Below are 16,235 nucleotides of genomic sequence, written 5' to 3' on the forward strand. Positions count from 1 at the left end.
ATGACTATGGAATCTACTACGCAGCTTCCTGCTTCTGCTGACTCTATGGAATATAGGCTCTTTCATCATACATTGTCAATTACATTGATTTCCACTTCTAAAATATTTTAATTTTAAAATGCCGGGATTTTGTGACTAAAACGACATAAAAGAGCGCTATTTCGATATCGATTCTGTCATTTCCTCGGAAATAATTAGAATTCCCCCATGAAAAAAATGGTTCTCTCAGTGGTAAATGCGCCCACTACTTTAGTCCTACATTCTATTCAAATCCTCATAAATAGGTGAATAATCTGCTTAAGAAACTTCTGCTTAATGAAGGAATGTCGCGGAATTTGAAGCCGGTTGTTTTACTATATTCGATAAAACAATTCTATCTATTAAACTCAAAAAAGCCCGGCAGACTAAGCCGCCGAGCTTCCAAGAATCGTTTATTTGCCGAATACATTAATCCGGTTAACCGCTTTTTGCAGAGCAATCTCTGCACGACGGTGGTCAAAGTGATCCTGATTGCTTTGGCTTGCAAGCCGACGTTCTGCCCGCTCTTTCGCCGCACGCGCACGATCCACATCAATGTTTTCCGGGAATTCAGCACTCTCTGCAAGTACAACAACCTTATCTTTACGTACTTCGATAAACCCGCCACCGATAGCAACTTGTTTATTTTCTTTTCCGTTACGAATATAGATTGGTGCAATCTGCAAAGGTGTAACCATAGGAATATGACCAGGCAGAATGCCCAGTTCCCCTTCAATACCACGAGCCGTGATGCTATCCACTTGTTCTGAATATACCAGACGCTCGGGTGTTACAATTTCCAACAAAAAGGTGCTCAATTCCATCCCTCCTGAAACTATCCGAAGGATAGCCCACATAAGGACAATCCTGGATTCAGACTAAACCAGTGTTTTGGCTTTCTCCACTGCCTCTTCAATTGTACCAACAAAGAGGAAAGCTGCTTCCGGAAGATCATCATACTTACCTTCGAGAATCTCTTTAAAGCTGCGCACCGTTTCTTTAACCGGAACGTATTTACCTGGGATACCGTTAAATGCTTCAGCAACGTGGAAAGGCTGGGACAAGAAACGTTGGATTTTACGAGCACGGTATACAAGCGCTCTGTCTTCTTCACTCAACTCGTCCATACCCAAGATTGCAATGATATCTTGCAATTCATTATAACGCGCCAAGATACGTTTAACGCCTTGAGCTACGCTGTAGTGTTCTTCACCTACAACTTCAGGGGACAATATCCGGGAGCTGGATGCCAGCGGATCTACCGCAGGGTAGATACCCATCTCGGAAATTTTACGCTCCAGGTTCGTCGTTGCATCCAAGTGAGCAAACGTCGTTGCAGGAGCCGGGTCAGTGTAGTCATCCGCAGGCACGTAGATGGCCTGGATGGATGTTACAGAACCTTTTTTCGTTGAAGTGATACGCTCTTGCAATTGACCCATTTCTGTTGCCAGCGTAGGTTGGTAACCTACCGCGGAAGGCATACGTCCAAGCAAGGCAGATACTTCTGAACCGGCTTGGGTGAAACGGAAGATGTTATCGATAAAGAGCAACACGTCACGGCCTTCTTCATCACGGAAGTATTCCGCCATCGTCAGACCTGTGAGGGCTACACGAAGACGTGCGCCTGGAGGCTCGTTCATTTGTCCGAAGACCATTGCTGTTTTGTTGATAACGCCGGAATCACTCATCTCGTGATACAAGTCATTACCTTCACGTGTACGCTCACCAACACCGGCGAATACGGAGATACCACCGTGTTCTTGTGCGATGTTGTTGATCAATTCTTGAATGGTTACCGTCTTACCTACACCGGCACCACCGAAGAGACCGATTTTACCACCTTTAGCGTAAGGTGCGAGCAAGTCGATAACTTTGATTCCTGTCTCCAGCATTTCTGCTTGGGTAGTCAGTTCATCAAATGCAGGTGCTGAACGGTGAATCGGGTTCTTGTGCTCAGCAGCTACAGCACCGCCAGTATCAATTGCTTCGCCGAGTACGTTAAATACACGACCCAGTGTTGCTTCTCCGACAGGTACAGAGATTGGCGCTCCTGTATCTAAAGCTTCCATACCACGAACAAGTCCATCCGTGGAGGACATCGCAATACAACGTACTCGGTTGTCACCCAGATGTTTCGAAGCTTCGAGTGTAAGGTTTACACTAACGCCGCTCTCACTTACTGTAGTGATCGTAATGGCATTGAGGATTTCCGGCAGACCGCCGCGATCAAACTCGACGTCAACAACCGGACCCATGATGCTCACAACGCGTCCTTTGTTCATCTTAACGTTCCCCTCCTACAAGCCTGCTACTTTTGCAAAAATAATGTACCGTTCGTTTATCTTTGCTCTGCAAGCCTTCATTAATAAAAAAACGGTTAGCCTTGTGCTGCGTTGGCACCTGCCACAATTTCCGTAATCTCCTGCGTAATCGCCGCTTGACGGGCACGGTTATAAGTCAATGACAAGTCATTAATGAGTTTGGATGCATTTTTGGTTGCATTACCCATTGCCGTCATTTTCGCGCCGAGCTCACTTGCCTTACCGTTCAGAAGTGCACCATAGATCAGCGTTTCCGCGTAACGCGGAAGCAATACCTCCAGTACAGCTTCAGCAGACGGCTCGTATTCGTAGCTTGCCGTTGGTCCTTCCGCAGCAGTTACCTCAGGTGTTTCCATCGGAAGAAGTTTTTCTACCGTAGGAATCTGGGTCAACGCATTCACAAAGCGGTTATAACAAATGTACAATTCATCAAATTCAGCCAGCTCAAACCCATGAACAGCTTCGTGTGCGATGGATTTGATGTCTGCAAATGAAGGCGAATCCGACAGATCCGTTGTTGTGGATGCCATCGCAATTTCACGACGTCTGAAGTAATCGCGTCCTTTACGTCCAATGACGAACAATTCGTAGTCATCCTGGGAGTTGTGGCGCTCTTTGAGCGTCTGATTAACCTGACGCAAAACGTTCGCATTGTATCCACCTGCAAGACCACGGTCCGATGTAATGATTAGGTAAGCTGTCTTTTTGACCGGACGGCTCTCCAGCATCGGATGCTGTATACCTTGCGTGCTTGATGCAATACTCGCTACAACTTCTTTCAGTTTCTCCGAATAAGGACGGGCTGCTTCCGCTTTTTCCTGCGCTTTACGCAGTTTTGCAGCAGCTACCATCTCCATTGCTTTGGTGATCTGCTTGGTGCTTTGTACGCTTTTAATTTGCCGCTTAATTTCGCGCATGCCTTTTGCCATGATTTCACCACCTTAAAGTTTTGACAAAGTCAAAACTACATCGTAAGCACAACCCTACTTTGACGGGGTCAAAGTTACTTCGTAAGCATCACCACTAGTTTTGACAGAGTCAAAACTACATCGTAAGCATCATCTTTTTTGACAGAGTCAAAGTATTACATGCAGACATGCGGAATCGGTTAGACAACTCCGCACCTGCAATCATTTATTTAGACAGAGACAGCAAAGCTCTTTCTGAACTTCTCAATTGCACCTTTCAGTGCATTTTCGTTGTCTGCAGTCAATTCTTTAGTATCACGGATGGATGCAAGAATCTCCGGATGGCTGCTCTCCATGAACGCGAGGAACTCACGCTCGAAACGAGTAACATCACCTGTTGGAATTTCATCCAGGAATCCTTTAACCGCAGTGTACAAGCTGACAACCTGTTGTTCAACAGGCAGAGGCTGGTTAACACCTTGCTTCAGGATTTCCATCATGCGTGCACCACGATTCAGGCGGGCCTGAGTCGCTTTATCCAGATCGGAACCGAACTGGGAGAACGCTTGAAGCTCACGATATTGAGCGAGGTCGAGACGCAGGGAACCTGCAACCTTTTTCATCGCTTTGATCTGAGCAGAACCACCGACACGGGATACGGAAATACCTACGTTGATCGCCGGGCGTTGTCCAGCATTGAACAAGTCAGCTTCCAGGAAGATTTGTCCGTCCGTGATGGAGATTACGTTCGTTGGAATGTATGCCGATACGTCGGAAGCTTGTGTTTCAATAAACGGAAGTGCGGTTAAAGAACCACCACCAAGTTCATCATTCAGCTTCGCAGCACGCTCCAGCAAACGGGAGTGCAGGTAGAAGACGTCACCCGGATAAGCCTCACGGCCCGGTGGACGACGAAGCAACAAGGAAAGCTCACGATATGCAGAGGCTTGTTTGGTCAAGTCATCATAGATAACCAGAACGTGCTCGCCTTTGTACATGAAGTACTCACCCATCGAACAACCGGAATACGGTGCGATGTACAAGAGTGGTGATGGATCGGAAGCTGCTGCAGTTACAACAATCGTGTACTCCATTGCGCCTTTACGACGAAGAGTTTCCACAACTTGAGCAACTGTAGACTGTTTCTGACCAATAGCCACATAAATACACTTCATGCCGCTACCTTTTTGGTTCAAGATCGCATCAATTGCGATGGATGTTTTACCTGTTTGACGGTCACCGATGATCAACTCACGTTGTCCACGACCGATTGGTACCATTGCATCAATGGCTTTGATACCTGTTTGCATCGGCTCATGAACCGATTTACGATCCATTACGCCTGGTGCTTTACCTTCAACTGGACGGAATTCCGTTGTAGCGATTGGCCCTTTGCCATCTACTGGAATACCGAGTGGGTTCACAACGCGTCCAATCAATGCTTCGCCTACAGGCACTTGCATGATTTGACCAGTACGTTTCACTTGGTCGCCTTCACGAATATCGTAGTAAGGTCCCAGGATAACGACACCGACATTGCTTTCTTCCACGTTCATGGCGAGTCCCATAACACCGCTTGGGAATTCAACCAACTCGTTGGACATGACGTTCTCAAGTCCGTAAACACGAGCGATACCATCACCAACCTCGATTACCGTTCCGACTTCGACTACATCGATATCGGTCTTGTATTGTTCGATTTGGCTCTTAATTAATGTACTGATTTCTTCTGGTTTGATACTCAAGTGTCCTCACCCCAATCTACTGTACTCGTCTGTTAAAAGACTGCTCAAGACGTTCGAGCTTGCCAGCCAAGCTGCCGTCATAGATCGTATCGCCAATGGCGACTTTCAATCCGCCCAGCAGAGTCGGATCAACAATGTTCTCGATACGAATCTTTTTATTCACACGGCCACCGAATTCACGGGCTACCGCTTCTTTTTCTTCATCATTCAATGCATAAGTCGAGTAGACACGCGCATCAGCGATGCCGAGCGACTCACCTTGGATTTTCCGATAATCATTCAGCAAGTCTCCCAGCAATTCAACGCGTCCGCGCTCAATCAACAACAAGACTGTACGAAGAACAGACTCGGATACCTTACCATCAAGACTTGAGTGAAGCACGTTCTGTTTGGCTTCATCAGAAATATTAGGGGATACGATAAATTTCTCGATATCAGCATCTCCGGTCAATGCACTGACTACTGCAACCAGTTCCTGTTCAACCTCAAGCACCTGCTGTTGCTGAAGAGCAACTTCGAACAATGCTTTCGCATAACGCTTGGCAACAATAGTATCGCGGCTCATTGTCGGCCTCCTACCTCATTGAGGTATTGGTTCACAAGTTCTTCTTGTGCAGGACCGTTCTCAACTTCTTTTTTGATCAACTTGGATGCAATCTGAACGGAAGCTGTACCCAGCTCGCTGCGAAGCGCTGCGACTGCTTTGTTCTTCTCGCTCTCGATCTCACGTACTGCATCGTCTTTCAGACGATTAGCTTCTGCTTTCGCATCAGCCAAGATCGATTCAGCTTGTTTGCCACCCGTTTGTTTGGATTGTTCAATGATGTCGTAAGCATCTTTGCGCGCTTGCTCAAGAGCTTGTTTTTGTTCCTCCACATAGGCAATGGCCTGTTCCCGAGTCTGTGCAGCCTCATTCATCTGCGTCAACACGAGTTCACGACGTTTTTCCATAATGGAGAACAAAGGACCGAAAGCATAACGGCTAAGCAGCCAATATAAAATTGCGAATGCAATAATCGCAAGAAGCGTATTTTCCCATATGAAACTCAATCTGTTCACTCCTTCCTGGAGGTATCCTTGAAACGTTCATCTGCACGTAGCAGACATTACCTAAAAAGAAGGCGCGGATGGCTATGGCCTTCCCCGCCAAACCTTTAAAATTAAATTAAGCCATACCGTAGAACATGAACGCGAGTACCACACCGATGATCGGCAATACCTCGATCAAACCTACACCGATAAACATTGTTGTTTGAAGAGTGGATTTTGCTTCCGGTTGACGGGCAATACCTTCCACCGTTTTGCTGATTACCATACCGTTACCAATACCTGCGCCAAACGCGCCCAGTCCTGCAACAATTGCTGCTGCGATTAATGCCATTGCTCCCATTTGTATATCCTCCTTAAAATGTTAAATCGAATTTTTTATTGTTCAGCCTGGTGAAGAAATCTTCGTAGGGCTTGAAACTTAATGCTCGTCGTGCGTCTCGATGCTCTGTGAAATGTACACCATCATCAAGATAACAAACACAAATGCCTGGATCGCGCCGATAAAGATACTAAAGCCTTGCCACACCATTAGTAGCGGAATCGCTGCAATAGCACCAAACACTTTGAATGTGGTCAGTTTCAGGATCGTTGCGATCAGTACCTCACCTGCGAAGATATTCGCGAATAGACGCATACCGTGTGTCAACAGCTTGGATGCCGTCTCAATCAGGTTGATTGGCAAGAACAAAGCGAATGGCTTCAGGTAATGCTGGAGATATCCTCTGGTGTTGCGGAACAATCCGAGTCCATGCGATACAAGGAACGCTACGAGAGCGAGTCCCATCGTTACAGACAAATCGGCTGTCGGTGATTTCCACCAGGCCAGTTCAACGTGTGGATGTGCTTCCGGATCCTTGGCATGCGCTTCTTCAAACGCCTCCACCGCTGTAACAATCGGCTGACCGAACACTTGCGCATGTTCTGCGCTGTCCACTGCAGTTACCGCTTGGAACGGAAGTCCGAGCATGTTTCCTACAAAAATGAACATGATCATGGAAAGAGCGAGAGAGATAAAATGTTTACCTTTCTTCATATCCATTGTACTGGAAATCAGATTGCGGACGAATTCTACTGCCCACTCCATAAAATTTTGCAGCTTGCCGGGGTTTTCAACGGATAGTCTTCGTGTGGCCAGTACAGCAAAAATAAAAACAAGGGCACCTGTAACTACCAGCATCAACACAACCGATAGATCCAGTCGAAATCCGCCAAGCATAATAATTGGAGCTTCATGCATATTTTTCTCACCCCTTTCTCGACTTGAAAGCTGCAGCACCTAACATCATTCTGCTCTGCGGGAATGGACAATCCCTATAATCAGTAAGGAAAATTGTGCAATGACGAGACCGCCTGCAACCGCATATGTATTGAAGTACTGCGGGAAGCGCATCGATATGAATATACCGAGCACAGCGAGTGCCGCTCTTGTCAAAAATCCCAGGTTCACACGCTTCAAGTTACCTTCTGCCGCATCATCAGACATTTTCCTTACTTTGTAGCCCAAGTAAAATGCATTGATCCAGCTAATTCCTGTACCCAGGGCTAGTCCCAAAGCAATTGTCTCCACACGTGGCATAAAGGCCGCTGCGAGAAAACAAATCATAAGAAAGTACATGATGAAAACAGTCATCGATCTGCGGTATCTGGTTAGTTCACTCATCACTTTCCCCCATGAATTTTTTCGCGATAAAGTAGATGCTTACACCGCCTGCCGCAAGAAAAAAGAGAACGCTTACGGCGATCCATATTCCGTTACCTCCAATGGTCTTGTCCAACCAGGAGCCAGCGTAATATCCGGCAACAGCGAGAATGGCAATCTCGATCCCAAAAGCTGTCACGAGTCCCATCGCTTTCCATACATTATCGTCATGGTTACGGGATGAATTTGGTTTGTTCGAATCGGCCATTTTCCACGCCACCCTTGCAATCCCAGTTAATTTTACTGAATGATGAGAGCCTTTGTCAATTGAATGATTTTAGCGTTTTAAAGGGGAAAACGACGGGAATATAGACCCTCAAAGCCCATAAACCCGCGTAAACCGTACAGTTTAACTGTATGCTATGCCCTTTATAAATCCGTCAGAAAAAATGTATTATTTTTTGAATTTTCTGTGAAATGATTCCGGACGGTCACTATTTACACCGAAATGGTGCAAAATCGCATTGACAATTCTTTCCGAAGCATGTCCATCACCGTATGGATTAGCAGCCTGACTCATGCTTGCATACAGTGTTTCGTCTGTAAGCAGAGCTTTGGTCCGTTCATATACACGTTCCTCTTCCGTACCAACCAGTTCCAGCGTTCCAGCTTCAATACCTTCCGGGCGCTCTGTTGTATCGCGCAATACGAGTACAGGCACACCAAACGAAGGCGCTTCTTCCTGCAAACCGCCTGAATCGGTCAAAATCAAGTGAGTATGCGGGTAAAAGTTATGCAAATCCACCACGTCTAGTGGATCAATTAATTGAATACGGGGATGATTCCCCAAGATCGCGTGAGCCGGCTCCTTCACAGCAGGACTTGGATGCACCGGGTACACGATGGCAATATCTTCAAATTCGTCGGCAATCCGTTTGACGGCCTGGAAAATGTTGCGGTGAGGCTCGCCCTGAGATTCACGGCGATGAGCTGTCATCAGCACAAGGCGTTTGCCTTGGGCCCAATCAAGTACCGGGTGCTTGTAGTCCTCCCGTACTGTATATTGAAACACATCTGTTACCGTGTTGCCTGTGACGTACGTACTAGACTCCGATTTATTTTCTTTGGCAAGATTGGAAGAAGACCAATCCGTAGGCGCAAAGTGTAGATCAGCCAGTACTCCCGTCAACTGACGGTTCATCTCTTCCGGATATGGAGACAACTTGTTCCACGTCCGCAGTCCCGCTTCCACATGCCCTACCTGAATCTGTTGCAGGAATGCTGCATAGCTCGCTACAAAGGTAGTCAATGTATCCCCGTGAACCAGTACAATATCCGGTTTAGCTTCGGCTAACACTGGCTCCAAACCGCCAAGCACACGAATTGTAATTTCATTCAATGTCTGGCGGTCTTTCATTACATCCAGATCATAATCGGGATGAATGTCGAAAACTTCAAGTACCTGATCCAGCATCTGGCGATGTTGCGCAGTTACGCAAACAATAGATTCAATAGACTCGGGATGTTTTTGCAATTCCAAAATAAGCGGAGCCATCTTGATGGCTTCCGGACGCACCCCGAAAATCGTCATGACTTTAATTTTCTTGGACATTCGAGCAAAGCCCCTTTTCTATAAGTTCCGATTACAAGCATGCAATATGCTTATTTAGTGCCGTATAGACGGTCTCCTGCATCTCCAAGTCCTGGAACGATGTAACCATGATCATCCAGACGGTCGTCCAGTGCTGCTACATAGATATCCACATCGGGATGTGCATCCTGTACAGCTTTAACGCCTTCCGGTGCTGCCACCAGGTTCATCATCTTAATTTGAGTACAGCCACGTTTTTTGAGCACGTCAATGGCTGCAATGGCCGAACCGCCAGTCGCGAGCATCGGATCAATCACAATCAATTGACGCTCTGTTACGTCTGTAGGCAGTTTGGTGTAGTATTCTACCGGTTGCAGTGTTTCCGGGTCACGGAACAGACCAACATGTCCAACTTTTGCCGCTGGCAACAATTTCACAACGCCATCCAGCATCCCAAGTCCTGCACGCAGAATCGGCACCAGTCCGAGCATACGTCCAGAGATAACTTTACCTTGTGTTGCCGCTACAGGTGTCTGTACATCAATCGTTTCCAGTTCCACATCTCTTGTAATCTCATAAGCCATCAACGTTGCTACTTCATCCACCAATTCACGAAAATCTTTCGTATTCGTACGCATGTCGCGTATAAACGTCAGTTTGTGTTGAATCAAAGGGTGATCACATATTACTAATTTTCCCATCTAATTTGTCCCTCCGGTAAGTTCTTCATGTTCAGCATTTCCAAATATACCTAGCCACCATTCATGGGCTCGATAAATCCTGTATATTATATCATCACCAACAACGAATTACACCATCAAAGGGCACCCAATCATTACAGAATACCGAATCCTATAAAAAACAGGACCGGAAAATGATCCATCCGGTCCTGTTTTGCTCATGTTGTTATGTCGTTGAGAAAATGAAAATGATGAATACAATGGCACTCCGCCTACAGAATGATCCTTCGATCGCTGTTATCCCCAGATTTTTTTTATTCTCCTTTTAACAAGGGAAAAATCCGGGGATAAAGGCGAACGCTTCGCTTCTGCGGTCTCATTCTGTCTGCTTCGTTTTTTTGTATCCCATTTTAAGAACATCTCAAATACAAACAGCATGAGCAAAGTTTTTAGTATTTAAGGTCGGTATAGAGCGGGAATTGGTCTGTCAGTGCAGTCACTTCTGCACGAGCTTCATCCAGCTTCGCTGTATCTTTTGGATTTTTCAGCGTTTTAGCAATGATCTTACCAATAGCGACCATCGCTTCTTCGTTCATGCCACGTGAAGTTGCAGCAGGTGTACCAATTCGAATACCGCTCGTTACAAACGGGCTTGTAGGGTCGAATGGGATTGCATTTTTGTTCACGGTAATACCGATGGAATCAAGCACATGCTCAGCTTCCTTACCTGTGATGTTCACACTGCGTGTGTCGATCAGCATCAAGTGGTTATCTGTACCACCGGATACGATGTTCAATCCTTCAGCGATCAGTGTTTCAGCCAGAACCTGTGCGTTTTTCACGACATTCTCTGCATACGTTTTGAACGATGGTTGCAAAGCTTCACCGAATGCTACCGCTTTGGAAGCGATCACGTGCATCAGAGGTCCACCTTGGGAACCAGGGAATACGGCTTTATCAATTGCTGCTGCCCATGCTTTACGGCACAGAATCATACCACCACGAGGTCCACGCAACGTTTTGTGTGTTGTTGTTGTTACGAAATGCGCATGTGGAACTGGGCTTGGATGCAATCCAGCAGCAACCAGTCCTGCGATATGAGCCATGTCCACCATGAACAATGCGCCTACATCATTGGCGATGGAAGCCAGCTTTTCAAAATCAATGGTACGCGGATATGCACTTGCACCTGCAACGATCAGACGAGGGCGGTGTTTGAAAGCCGCTTTGCGCACTTCATCATAATCAATCAGGAATGTGTCTTCTTGTACGCCGTATGCTACGAAGTTGTACAGCAAACCGGATGCGTTAACCGGGCTACCGTGTGTGAGGTGACCACCATGGGCAAGGTTCATACCGAGTACAGTATCACCAGGCTTCAACGCTGCAAGATATACTGCCATGTTTGCTTGTGCGCCGGAGTGAGGTTGAACATTCACGTGTTCTGCTCCGAACAATTCTTTTGCACGATCACGCGCGATGTCTTCAACGATGTCCACATGTTCACAACCGCCATAGTAACGTTTGCCTGGATATCCTTCAGCATACTTGTTGGTCAGAACAGATCCCAATGCTTCGATTACTGCTTCACTTACGATGTTCTCGGATGCAATCAGTTCGATGTTGTTCTGTTGACGTTTCAGTTCAAGATTCATCGCTTCCAGTACTGCCGGGTCATTCTTGCGCAATTGTTCCATGATTAAATTCCTCCCAAGTATAGTGAAGTAGGTTGAATATGTTAGTCACAAAATGTCGAATCTGGTTGTTCTTCCATACGATACACCGCGCGTTCGCCGCCAATCAACTTCGGACGAGTCAACGCTGTGGTCACACGTGCATCTCCAACATAACGGAGCGCTGTACGAAAGGGTACGGCTACATGCCTTAGATGCATTCCAATCATCGTCTCCCCAATGTCCAGTCCCGCATGGGCCTGCACATGTTCGGCCAGGCATGGATCGGTCAGCGAACGATATGCTGCGGATGCCATTGAACCTCCGGCCTTGGGCACGGGTACTGCACCAACCTCAGTCAATCCAAGACGAGTAAGCACAGAACGTTCCATTACCAGCGCACGGTTCAGATGCTCACAACATTGGAATACTGTGTCAAAACCGAACTCCTCCTGCACCTCGCGTATACCCGCAAGAAGCTGCTGCGCCACCTCAATGGCACCACTCGTACCAATCCGCTGGCCTGCAACTTCACTTGTGCTTGTACCGATCACAACGATCTGTCCAGGCCCAAGCTGTCCGGCAAGCGCCAGTTCATGCAGAATGGATGCGGTCTGTTCCTGCAATCCGGGTTGTTCCGAATCTAACTCAATAGTCATCCTATCATCGCCTCCCGATAAAATCATGCCCGCTTTAACTTGGTTATCCTTCGTATTCTTGCACGGCATCTCAGGTACTATTATAGCGAATAATCAGATGAAAGACGAAAAAAAGAGCAGTCTGCGGGTAACGCAGAATTGCTCTTTTGCCCAGGCGACCGGCCGTTTGTTCCGGTGCTCCATCGTGGTTATGCCCACTTCGTCGCCAGTTACACCGGATCCCTGTTTTCCCCTTCATCATAAAACAACCCGCGGCTAAAATCAACGGTTAATTTACATCATGTGTCCTGTTTTTATAACCTGCCCCGCAGGATCAGAATTATCCCAGCTTATCCAAAAGCCGGTCCAATGCGGTCCGAATCTCGGCCGCAGCGATATTGTAATCATCACGGCTGCCACCAAACGGATCAGAGATGTCGAAACTTGGAATTCGTTGTCTGATCTCGATGGCTCGCTCACGCTCCGATGCCAGGATCTCTTGCCCAAGGGCACGTTTCATCTCCAGCGTCGCAAACAGGCTGTCCAATTCCTGAACATCATTCAATACCTGTTCATCATCCTCCACATATTCTTTCAATGTATAGGTTTTGTGGACCGAGTCGGGAAATACCTGCATGACATGCTGCTTATGACTGCGTGTTAAGGTAAGAACCAGATCAGCCCAACCCACCAAGTTGGAGCTAAGCTGTGTGGAATGCGGTGGACCTTCAACGTTATGATCTCTCAAAACCGCTTCAGCATGACGCGAAATCGGCATACCCGACGTTGCTGCCACACCTGCGGAGCGAACCTCTACCTGAATGCCGCGCTCCGATGCCAATTTTCGCAAAAGCCCCTCTGCCATGGGGCTGCGGCACGTATTTCCTGTACATACGAATAAAATATGTTTCATTGTGTTAGCCTCCCCATTTTACATATGATGCGAATGATATGATTTCTCAAGTTTTATTCTAAAATATAAACAAAAGTCCAAACGCAAGCAAGATTGCGCCACCAATGGCTTCGCCGTAATCACCAAGATTCCGGCTCACCCGGCGACCTAATAGCAGACCCATAACCGACATCACCCCGCCACACAGGCCGAAAGCAAGTACGGTCAATACCAGATCACTACTAAACATCCCTAGTGAAACACCCACAGAAAACGAATCTACACTTACACTGAGGGAGAACAAAACGACGCCGAGCAGGGAACGGTGGTCCACCAGCTTCGTATCGCCTTCTCGGAATGCATTCAGAATCATATGACCGCCCAGCAGGATAAGCAATCCACCTGCCGCATAGGTCGTAATGTCACCCAGCAGCGAGCTGACGTATTTGCCCATGTACATGCCGATCAGCGGCATGATGATATGAAACAGCGCTGTTACTGTACTGATCCGCAATACATCCCGCAGCCGAATACCCTTCATGCCAATTCCGATTCCGAGCGAGAACGCATCGAGGCCAAGCGCAACAGCCATGATCAAAATGGTTACCAACTGCCCTACATGGGCAGACACATCCCACATCCCCATACCCCCAAGTCACGTAAAGGTTCTTGTACACGTTATGCGGACAAGGACTCAAACATGACCGATGAAAGGTAAACGGCGACGGATCTATGGATTTTGATGTAGGCTTTATAGGTATATTGATGTTGTTTAAAAAAAGTTGAGCACTCTCCTGAAATATGATCAGGAGAGGTTACGAGGGCTGCTGGTTGCCAACTTGTATGAGTTGGTTCCCCGCAGCCTTGAGCAGCCGATTCATGACGGCTGCTCCCAGCCCTTCGCGTGAGCAGGCTTCAGCCACAATATATGTGGCGCCCTGCTCATCGCAGCTGCGCAGCGCGGCGTATAGCCGGCGCGCTGCTTCTTCCAGCTCGCTGGCGTCGCCCAGCGAGAACACGGCATCGGCGCGGTACTGCTCCGCGTGCTCGGCGAACGCCAGCACCGCGGTGCGCTCTCCGCGCTGCGCCGCCTCTGCGAGGGCGGCGCTGATCCAGGCCGCCACCGCTGCGGGCGGCCCCTCCACCACGCACAGCGCCCCTGCGGGTGCGTAGTGCGTGTACTTCATGCCCGGCGAGCGCGGCGCCGGGCTGCCCACGCCATCGGACCCCTCCGCGAGTAGCGCGGGGTCCGTGGCGACACGGGCGGCAACGGCGGACAGCTGTTCCGCCGTAATGCCGCCAGGGCGCAGGATGGTGACGGTACCGTCGTCACCGACCTGCACAACCGTGGACTCGACGCCCACCCCGGTGGGGCCGCCGTCCACGATGCCGCCGATGCGGCCATCCAGATCCTCGCGCACATGAGACGCGAGTGTCGGGCTTGGCCGCCCGGAGCGGTTGGCGCTTGGCGCAGCCACAGGGCACGCCGCCGCCGCGATCAACTGCAAGGCCACCGGATGGTCCGGCATGCGCACGGCCACCGTGTCCAGACCGGCGGTGACACGTGGGGACACCGCCCCCGGCCTAACCGGCAACACGAGCGTCAGTGGTCCCGGCCAGAAGGCCGCCATCAGCGCTTCGGCTGTTTCGTTCACTTTCGTGACCAGAGCGTCCAACTGGTCACGGTGCGCAATATGCACGATCAGTGGATTGTCAGAAGGTCGGCCTTTGGCGACAAATACAGCCTCCACGGCTGCCGTGCTACGCGCATCAGCACCCAAGCCATAGACCGTCTCGGTCGGGAAGGCCACCGTCTGACCTTGACGAATGCAGGCTGCGGCAGCCTGCAAGTCGGCGAGCGCCTGTTGATCGGCGCTCCCCTTTTTCACAGCCACCGTTTCAATATTACCCATTCCATGATCATTCTCAGCGCTCACCAAGACGCGTACATCCCACATCTCGGTAACCAGCTCTCCCGGAGTTTTCGTCTCACGGTCTTCTCTACTATTCCTCAACTCAGAGGTGTGTTGCACAGGTTCGTTTTCTCTGCTCATATATCATCATTCCTAAGTTTCAAGTAGGTTAGTTCATATCCATATTCACTATAAGTAATTATAACATACCTGTCCCGCCTCGGATGCCCTTCACACTTCACTCCACATATGGGTCTCAATGTAACTTCACCACCATTTCATATCAAAAGGGCTGCTTCATGAATCGAAGTCGCCCTTACCTGTAGTATAAATTCGTTGTTATGAGAATAAACTAGTCACCCAACTCCACAGTTTCACAGCCATATCCCACAGAAAGAATCTCGCCTCCGGTGTATCTCCCTGTACGGTTGCCTCTGCATCTCCAGATTCAGCTGCTGTAGCCGATACCGTTGAAGGTTTCGCCAGGGCATCACCAGTCCCTGCATCAATGAAGCACAGCGGCGGGAACAACACACACCACCAGTTCTGACCTTTGCCTTCGCCCAGCGTGATCCGAACCGCTTCATAATCGCCAGCAGGATAGACAGTACCACCATATAGTTTGGTCGGGAACGGAACAGATCCCAGCTCCACCTGATATGCATAATGCAAGCCACGACTGGTCAGCTCTTCCCCGACTTTATTCTCAATCTCGGACAAATGCTCACGAATGACCTGGCGCGCTTCATCCAGACTTTGCGGATTCTCCAACTCGGCTACCCACTCGCCCATCTGAGCAACGACAGCATCCCGAATCTCGCGTTTCACCAATTGATCTCCCGGTGCATCCGAGTTTGCTAGAATACGCAAGCGAATCGATTGTTCCGGAATCGCTGCGGCTGCCACAGCTGCATCCGTTTTCTGACCTTCCCACATCATGATAATCATCATAAGACATACAATAATAAGTCCAATTTGCTTTACGATTCGTCTGTTCATTCCGCTCTCCCCCTCGGCTCTCTGATCACGTTGGCTGCAACTCTCTCATGTCTATCAGTATGCCCCGGAGAATCGGAAGTAAACCTAGCATTTGCAATAAATCTACTAAATCGATCCTATGATTTACATTCGCTCACCAGTCATAATAAAAAGGCTGATCTGCACTTG

At 48.5% G+C, this 16,235-nt stretch carries 18 protein-coding genes and 1 riboswitch; all 18 genes read right to left on the reverse strand.

Going from position 1 to position 16,235, the window contains the following annotated elements; genetic code table 11:
* Window positions 1-431 precede the first annotated feature (431 nt).
* Window positions 432-836 carry a F0F1 ATP synthase subunit epsilon gene (locus MKX75_RS26460; protein ID WP_062836965.1) on the reverse strand — a complete coding sequence of 135 codons (405 nt, stop codon included), beginning with the start codon at window positions 834-836 and terminating at the stop codon, window positions 432-434.
* 60 nt (window positions 837-896) lie between these two features.
* On the reverse strand, window positions 897-2,300 hold the full coding sequence (gene atpD / locus MKX75_RS26465) for a F0F1 ATP synthase subunit beta (protein WP_047840699.1): 1,404 nt from the start codon (window positions 2,298-2,300) through the stop codon (window positions 897-899).
* Between the two features lie 95 nt (window positions 2,301-2,395).
* Entirely contained in the window at window positions 2,396-3,268 is an 873-nt protein-coding gene (atpG, locus tag MKX75_RS26470; RefSeq protein WP_036612560.1) for an ATP synthase F1 subunit gamma, read from the reverse strand.
* A 209-nt stretch (window positions 3,269-3,477) separates the two neighbouring features.
* Window positions 3,478-4,992, reverse strand: a complete 1,515-nt coding sequence (gene atpA / locus MKX75_RS26475) for a F0F1 ATP synthase subunit alpha (RefSeq protein ID WP_047840700.1) — start codon at window positions 4,990-4,992, stop codon at window positions 3,478-3,480.
* 16 nt (window positions 4,993-5,008) lie between these two features.
* Window positions 5,009-5,557 (reverse strand): F0F1 ATP synthase subunit delta, encoded by a 549-nt coding sequence (locus MKX75_RS26480; RefSeq protein WP_062836964.1) that lies wholly within the window; start codon window positions 5,555-5,557, stop codon window positions 5,009-5,011.
* On the reverse strand, window positions 5,554-6,042 hold the full coding sequence (atpF, locus tag MKX75_RS26485; RefSeq protein ID WP_062836963.1) for a F0F1 ATP synthase subunit B: 489 nt from the start codon (window positions 6,040-6,042) through the stop codon (window positions 5,554-5,556). The genes MKX75_RS26480 and atpF overlap by 4 nt, the downstream gene beginning before the upstream one ends.
* A 115-nt stretch (window positions 6,043-6,157) precedes the next feature.
* The gene (atpE, locus tag MKX75_RS26490) at window positions 6,158-6,382 is read right to left on the reverse strand and encodes a F0F1 ATP synthase subunit C (protein WP_017691934.1); all 225 of its coding nucleotides are present in this window, start codon (window positions 6,380-6,382) and stop codon (window positions 6,158-6,160) included.
* Window positions 6,383-6,460: 78 nt separating this feature from the next.
* The gene (atpB, locus tag MKX75_RS26495; protein WP_062836962.1) at window positions 6,461-7,279 is read right to left on the reverse strand and encodes a F0F1 ATP synthase subunit A; all 819 of its coding nucleotides are present in this window, start codon (window positions 7,277-7,279) and stop codon (window positions 6,461-6,463) included.
* Window positions 7,280-7,324: 45 nt separating this feature from the next.
* A complete protein-coding gene (locus tag MKX75_RS26500) occupies window positions 7,325-7,702 on the reverse strand; it encodes an ATP synthase subunit I (protein WP_062836961.1) in 378 nt (125 codons plus the stop codon).
* The gene (locus MKX75_RS26505) at window positions 7,695-7,949 is read right to left on the reverse strand and encodes an AtpZ/AtpI family protein (protein WP_024632723.1); all 255 of its coding nucleotides are present in this window, start codon (window positions 7,947-7,949) and stop codon (window positions 7,695-7,697) included. The genes MKX75_RS26500 and MKX75_RS26505 overlap by 8 nt, the downstream gene beginning before the upstream one ends.
* 186 nt (window positions 7,950-8,135) lie before the next feature.
* Window positions 8,136-9,293, reverse strand: coding sequence for a UDP-N-acetylglucosamine 2-epimerase (non-hydrolyzing) (gene wecB, locus MKX75_RS26510; protein ID WP_062836960.1), 1,158 nt, complete (start codon window positions 9,291-9,293; stop codon window positions 8,136-8,138).
* A gap of 50 nt (window positions 9,294-9,343) precedes the next feature.
* Window positions 9,344-9,973, reverse strand: a complete 630-nt coding sequence (gene upp / locus MKX75_RS26515) for a uracil phosphoribosyltransferase (protein ID WP_017691929.1) — start codon at window positions 9,971-9,973, stop codon at window positions 9,344-9,346.
* A 428-nt stretch (window positions 9,974-10,401) separates the two neighbouring features.
* A complete protein-coding gene (gene glyA, locus MKX75_RS26520) occupies window positions 10,402-11,649 on the reverse strand; it encodes a serine hydroxymethyltransferase (protein ID WP_167350929.1) in 1,248 nt (415 codons plus the stop codon).
* Between the two features lie 41 nt (window positions 11,650-11,690).
* A complete protein-coding gene (locus MKX75_RS26525; protein ID WP_062836958.1) occupies window positions 11,691-12,284 on the reverse strand; it encodes a TIGR01440 family protein in 594 nt (197 codons plus the stop codon).
* A 141-nt stretch (window positions 12,285-12,425) separates the two neighbouring features.
* A riboswitch (ZMP/ZTP riboswitch) is annotated at window positions 12,426-12,507 on the reverse strand.
* Window positions 12,508-12,603: 96 nt separating this feature from the next.
* Window positions 12,604-13,176 carry a low molecular weight protein arginine phosphatase gene (locus tag MKX75_RS26530; RefSeq protein WP_062836957.1) on the reverse strand — a complete coding sequence of 191 codons (573 nt, stop codon included), beginning with the start codon at window positions 13,174-13,176 and terminating at the stop codon, window positions 12,604-12,606.
* Window positions 13,177-13,234: 58 nt separating this feature from the next.
* Window positions 13,235-13,795, reverse strand: coding sequence for a manganese efflux pump MntP family protein (locus tag MKX75_RS26535; protein ID WP_076332549.1), 561 nt, complete (start codon window positions 13,793-13,795; stop codon window positions 13,235-13,237).
* 175 nt (window positions 13,796-13,970) lie between these two features.
* On the reverse strand, window positions 13,971-15,068 hold the full coding sequence (locus MKX75_RS26540) for an L-threonylcarbamoyladenylate synthase (RefSeq protein ID WP_339167452.1): 1,098 nt from the start codon (window positions 15,066-15,068) through the stop codon (window positions 13,971-13,973).
* A 339-nt stretch (window positions 15,069-15,407) separates the two neighbouring features.
* Complete coding sequence (gene spoIIR, locus MKX75_RS26545; RefSeq protein WP_339167454.1) at window positions 15,408-16,067, reverse strand: stage II sporulation protein R; 660 nt, start codon at window positions 16,065-16,067, stop codon at window positions 15,408-15,410.
* Between the last annotated feature and the right edge of the window lie 168 nt (window positions 16,068-16,235).

This window comes from Paenibacillus sp. FSL R5-0341 (assembly GCF_037975235.1).
GTDB classification, from domain to species: Bacteria; Bacillota; Bacilli; order Paenibacillales; family Paenibacillaceae; genus Paenibacillus; species Paenibacillus amylolyticus_A.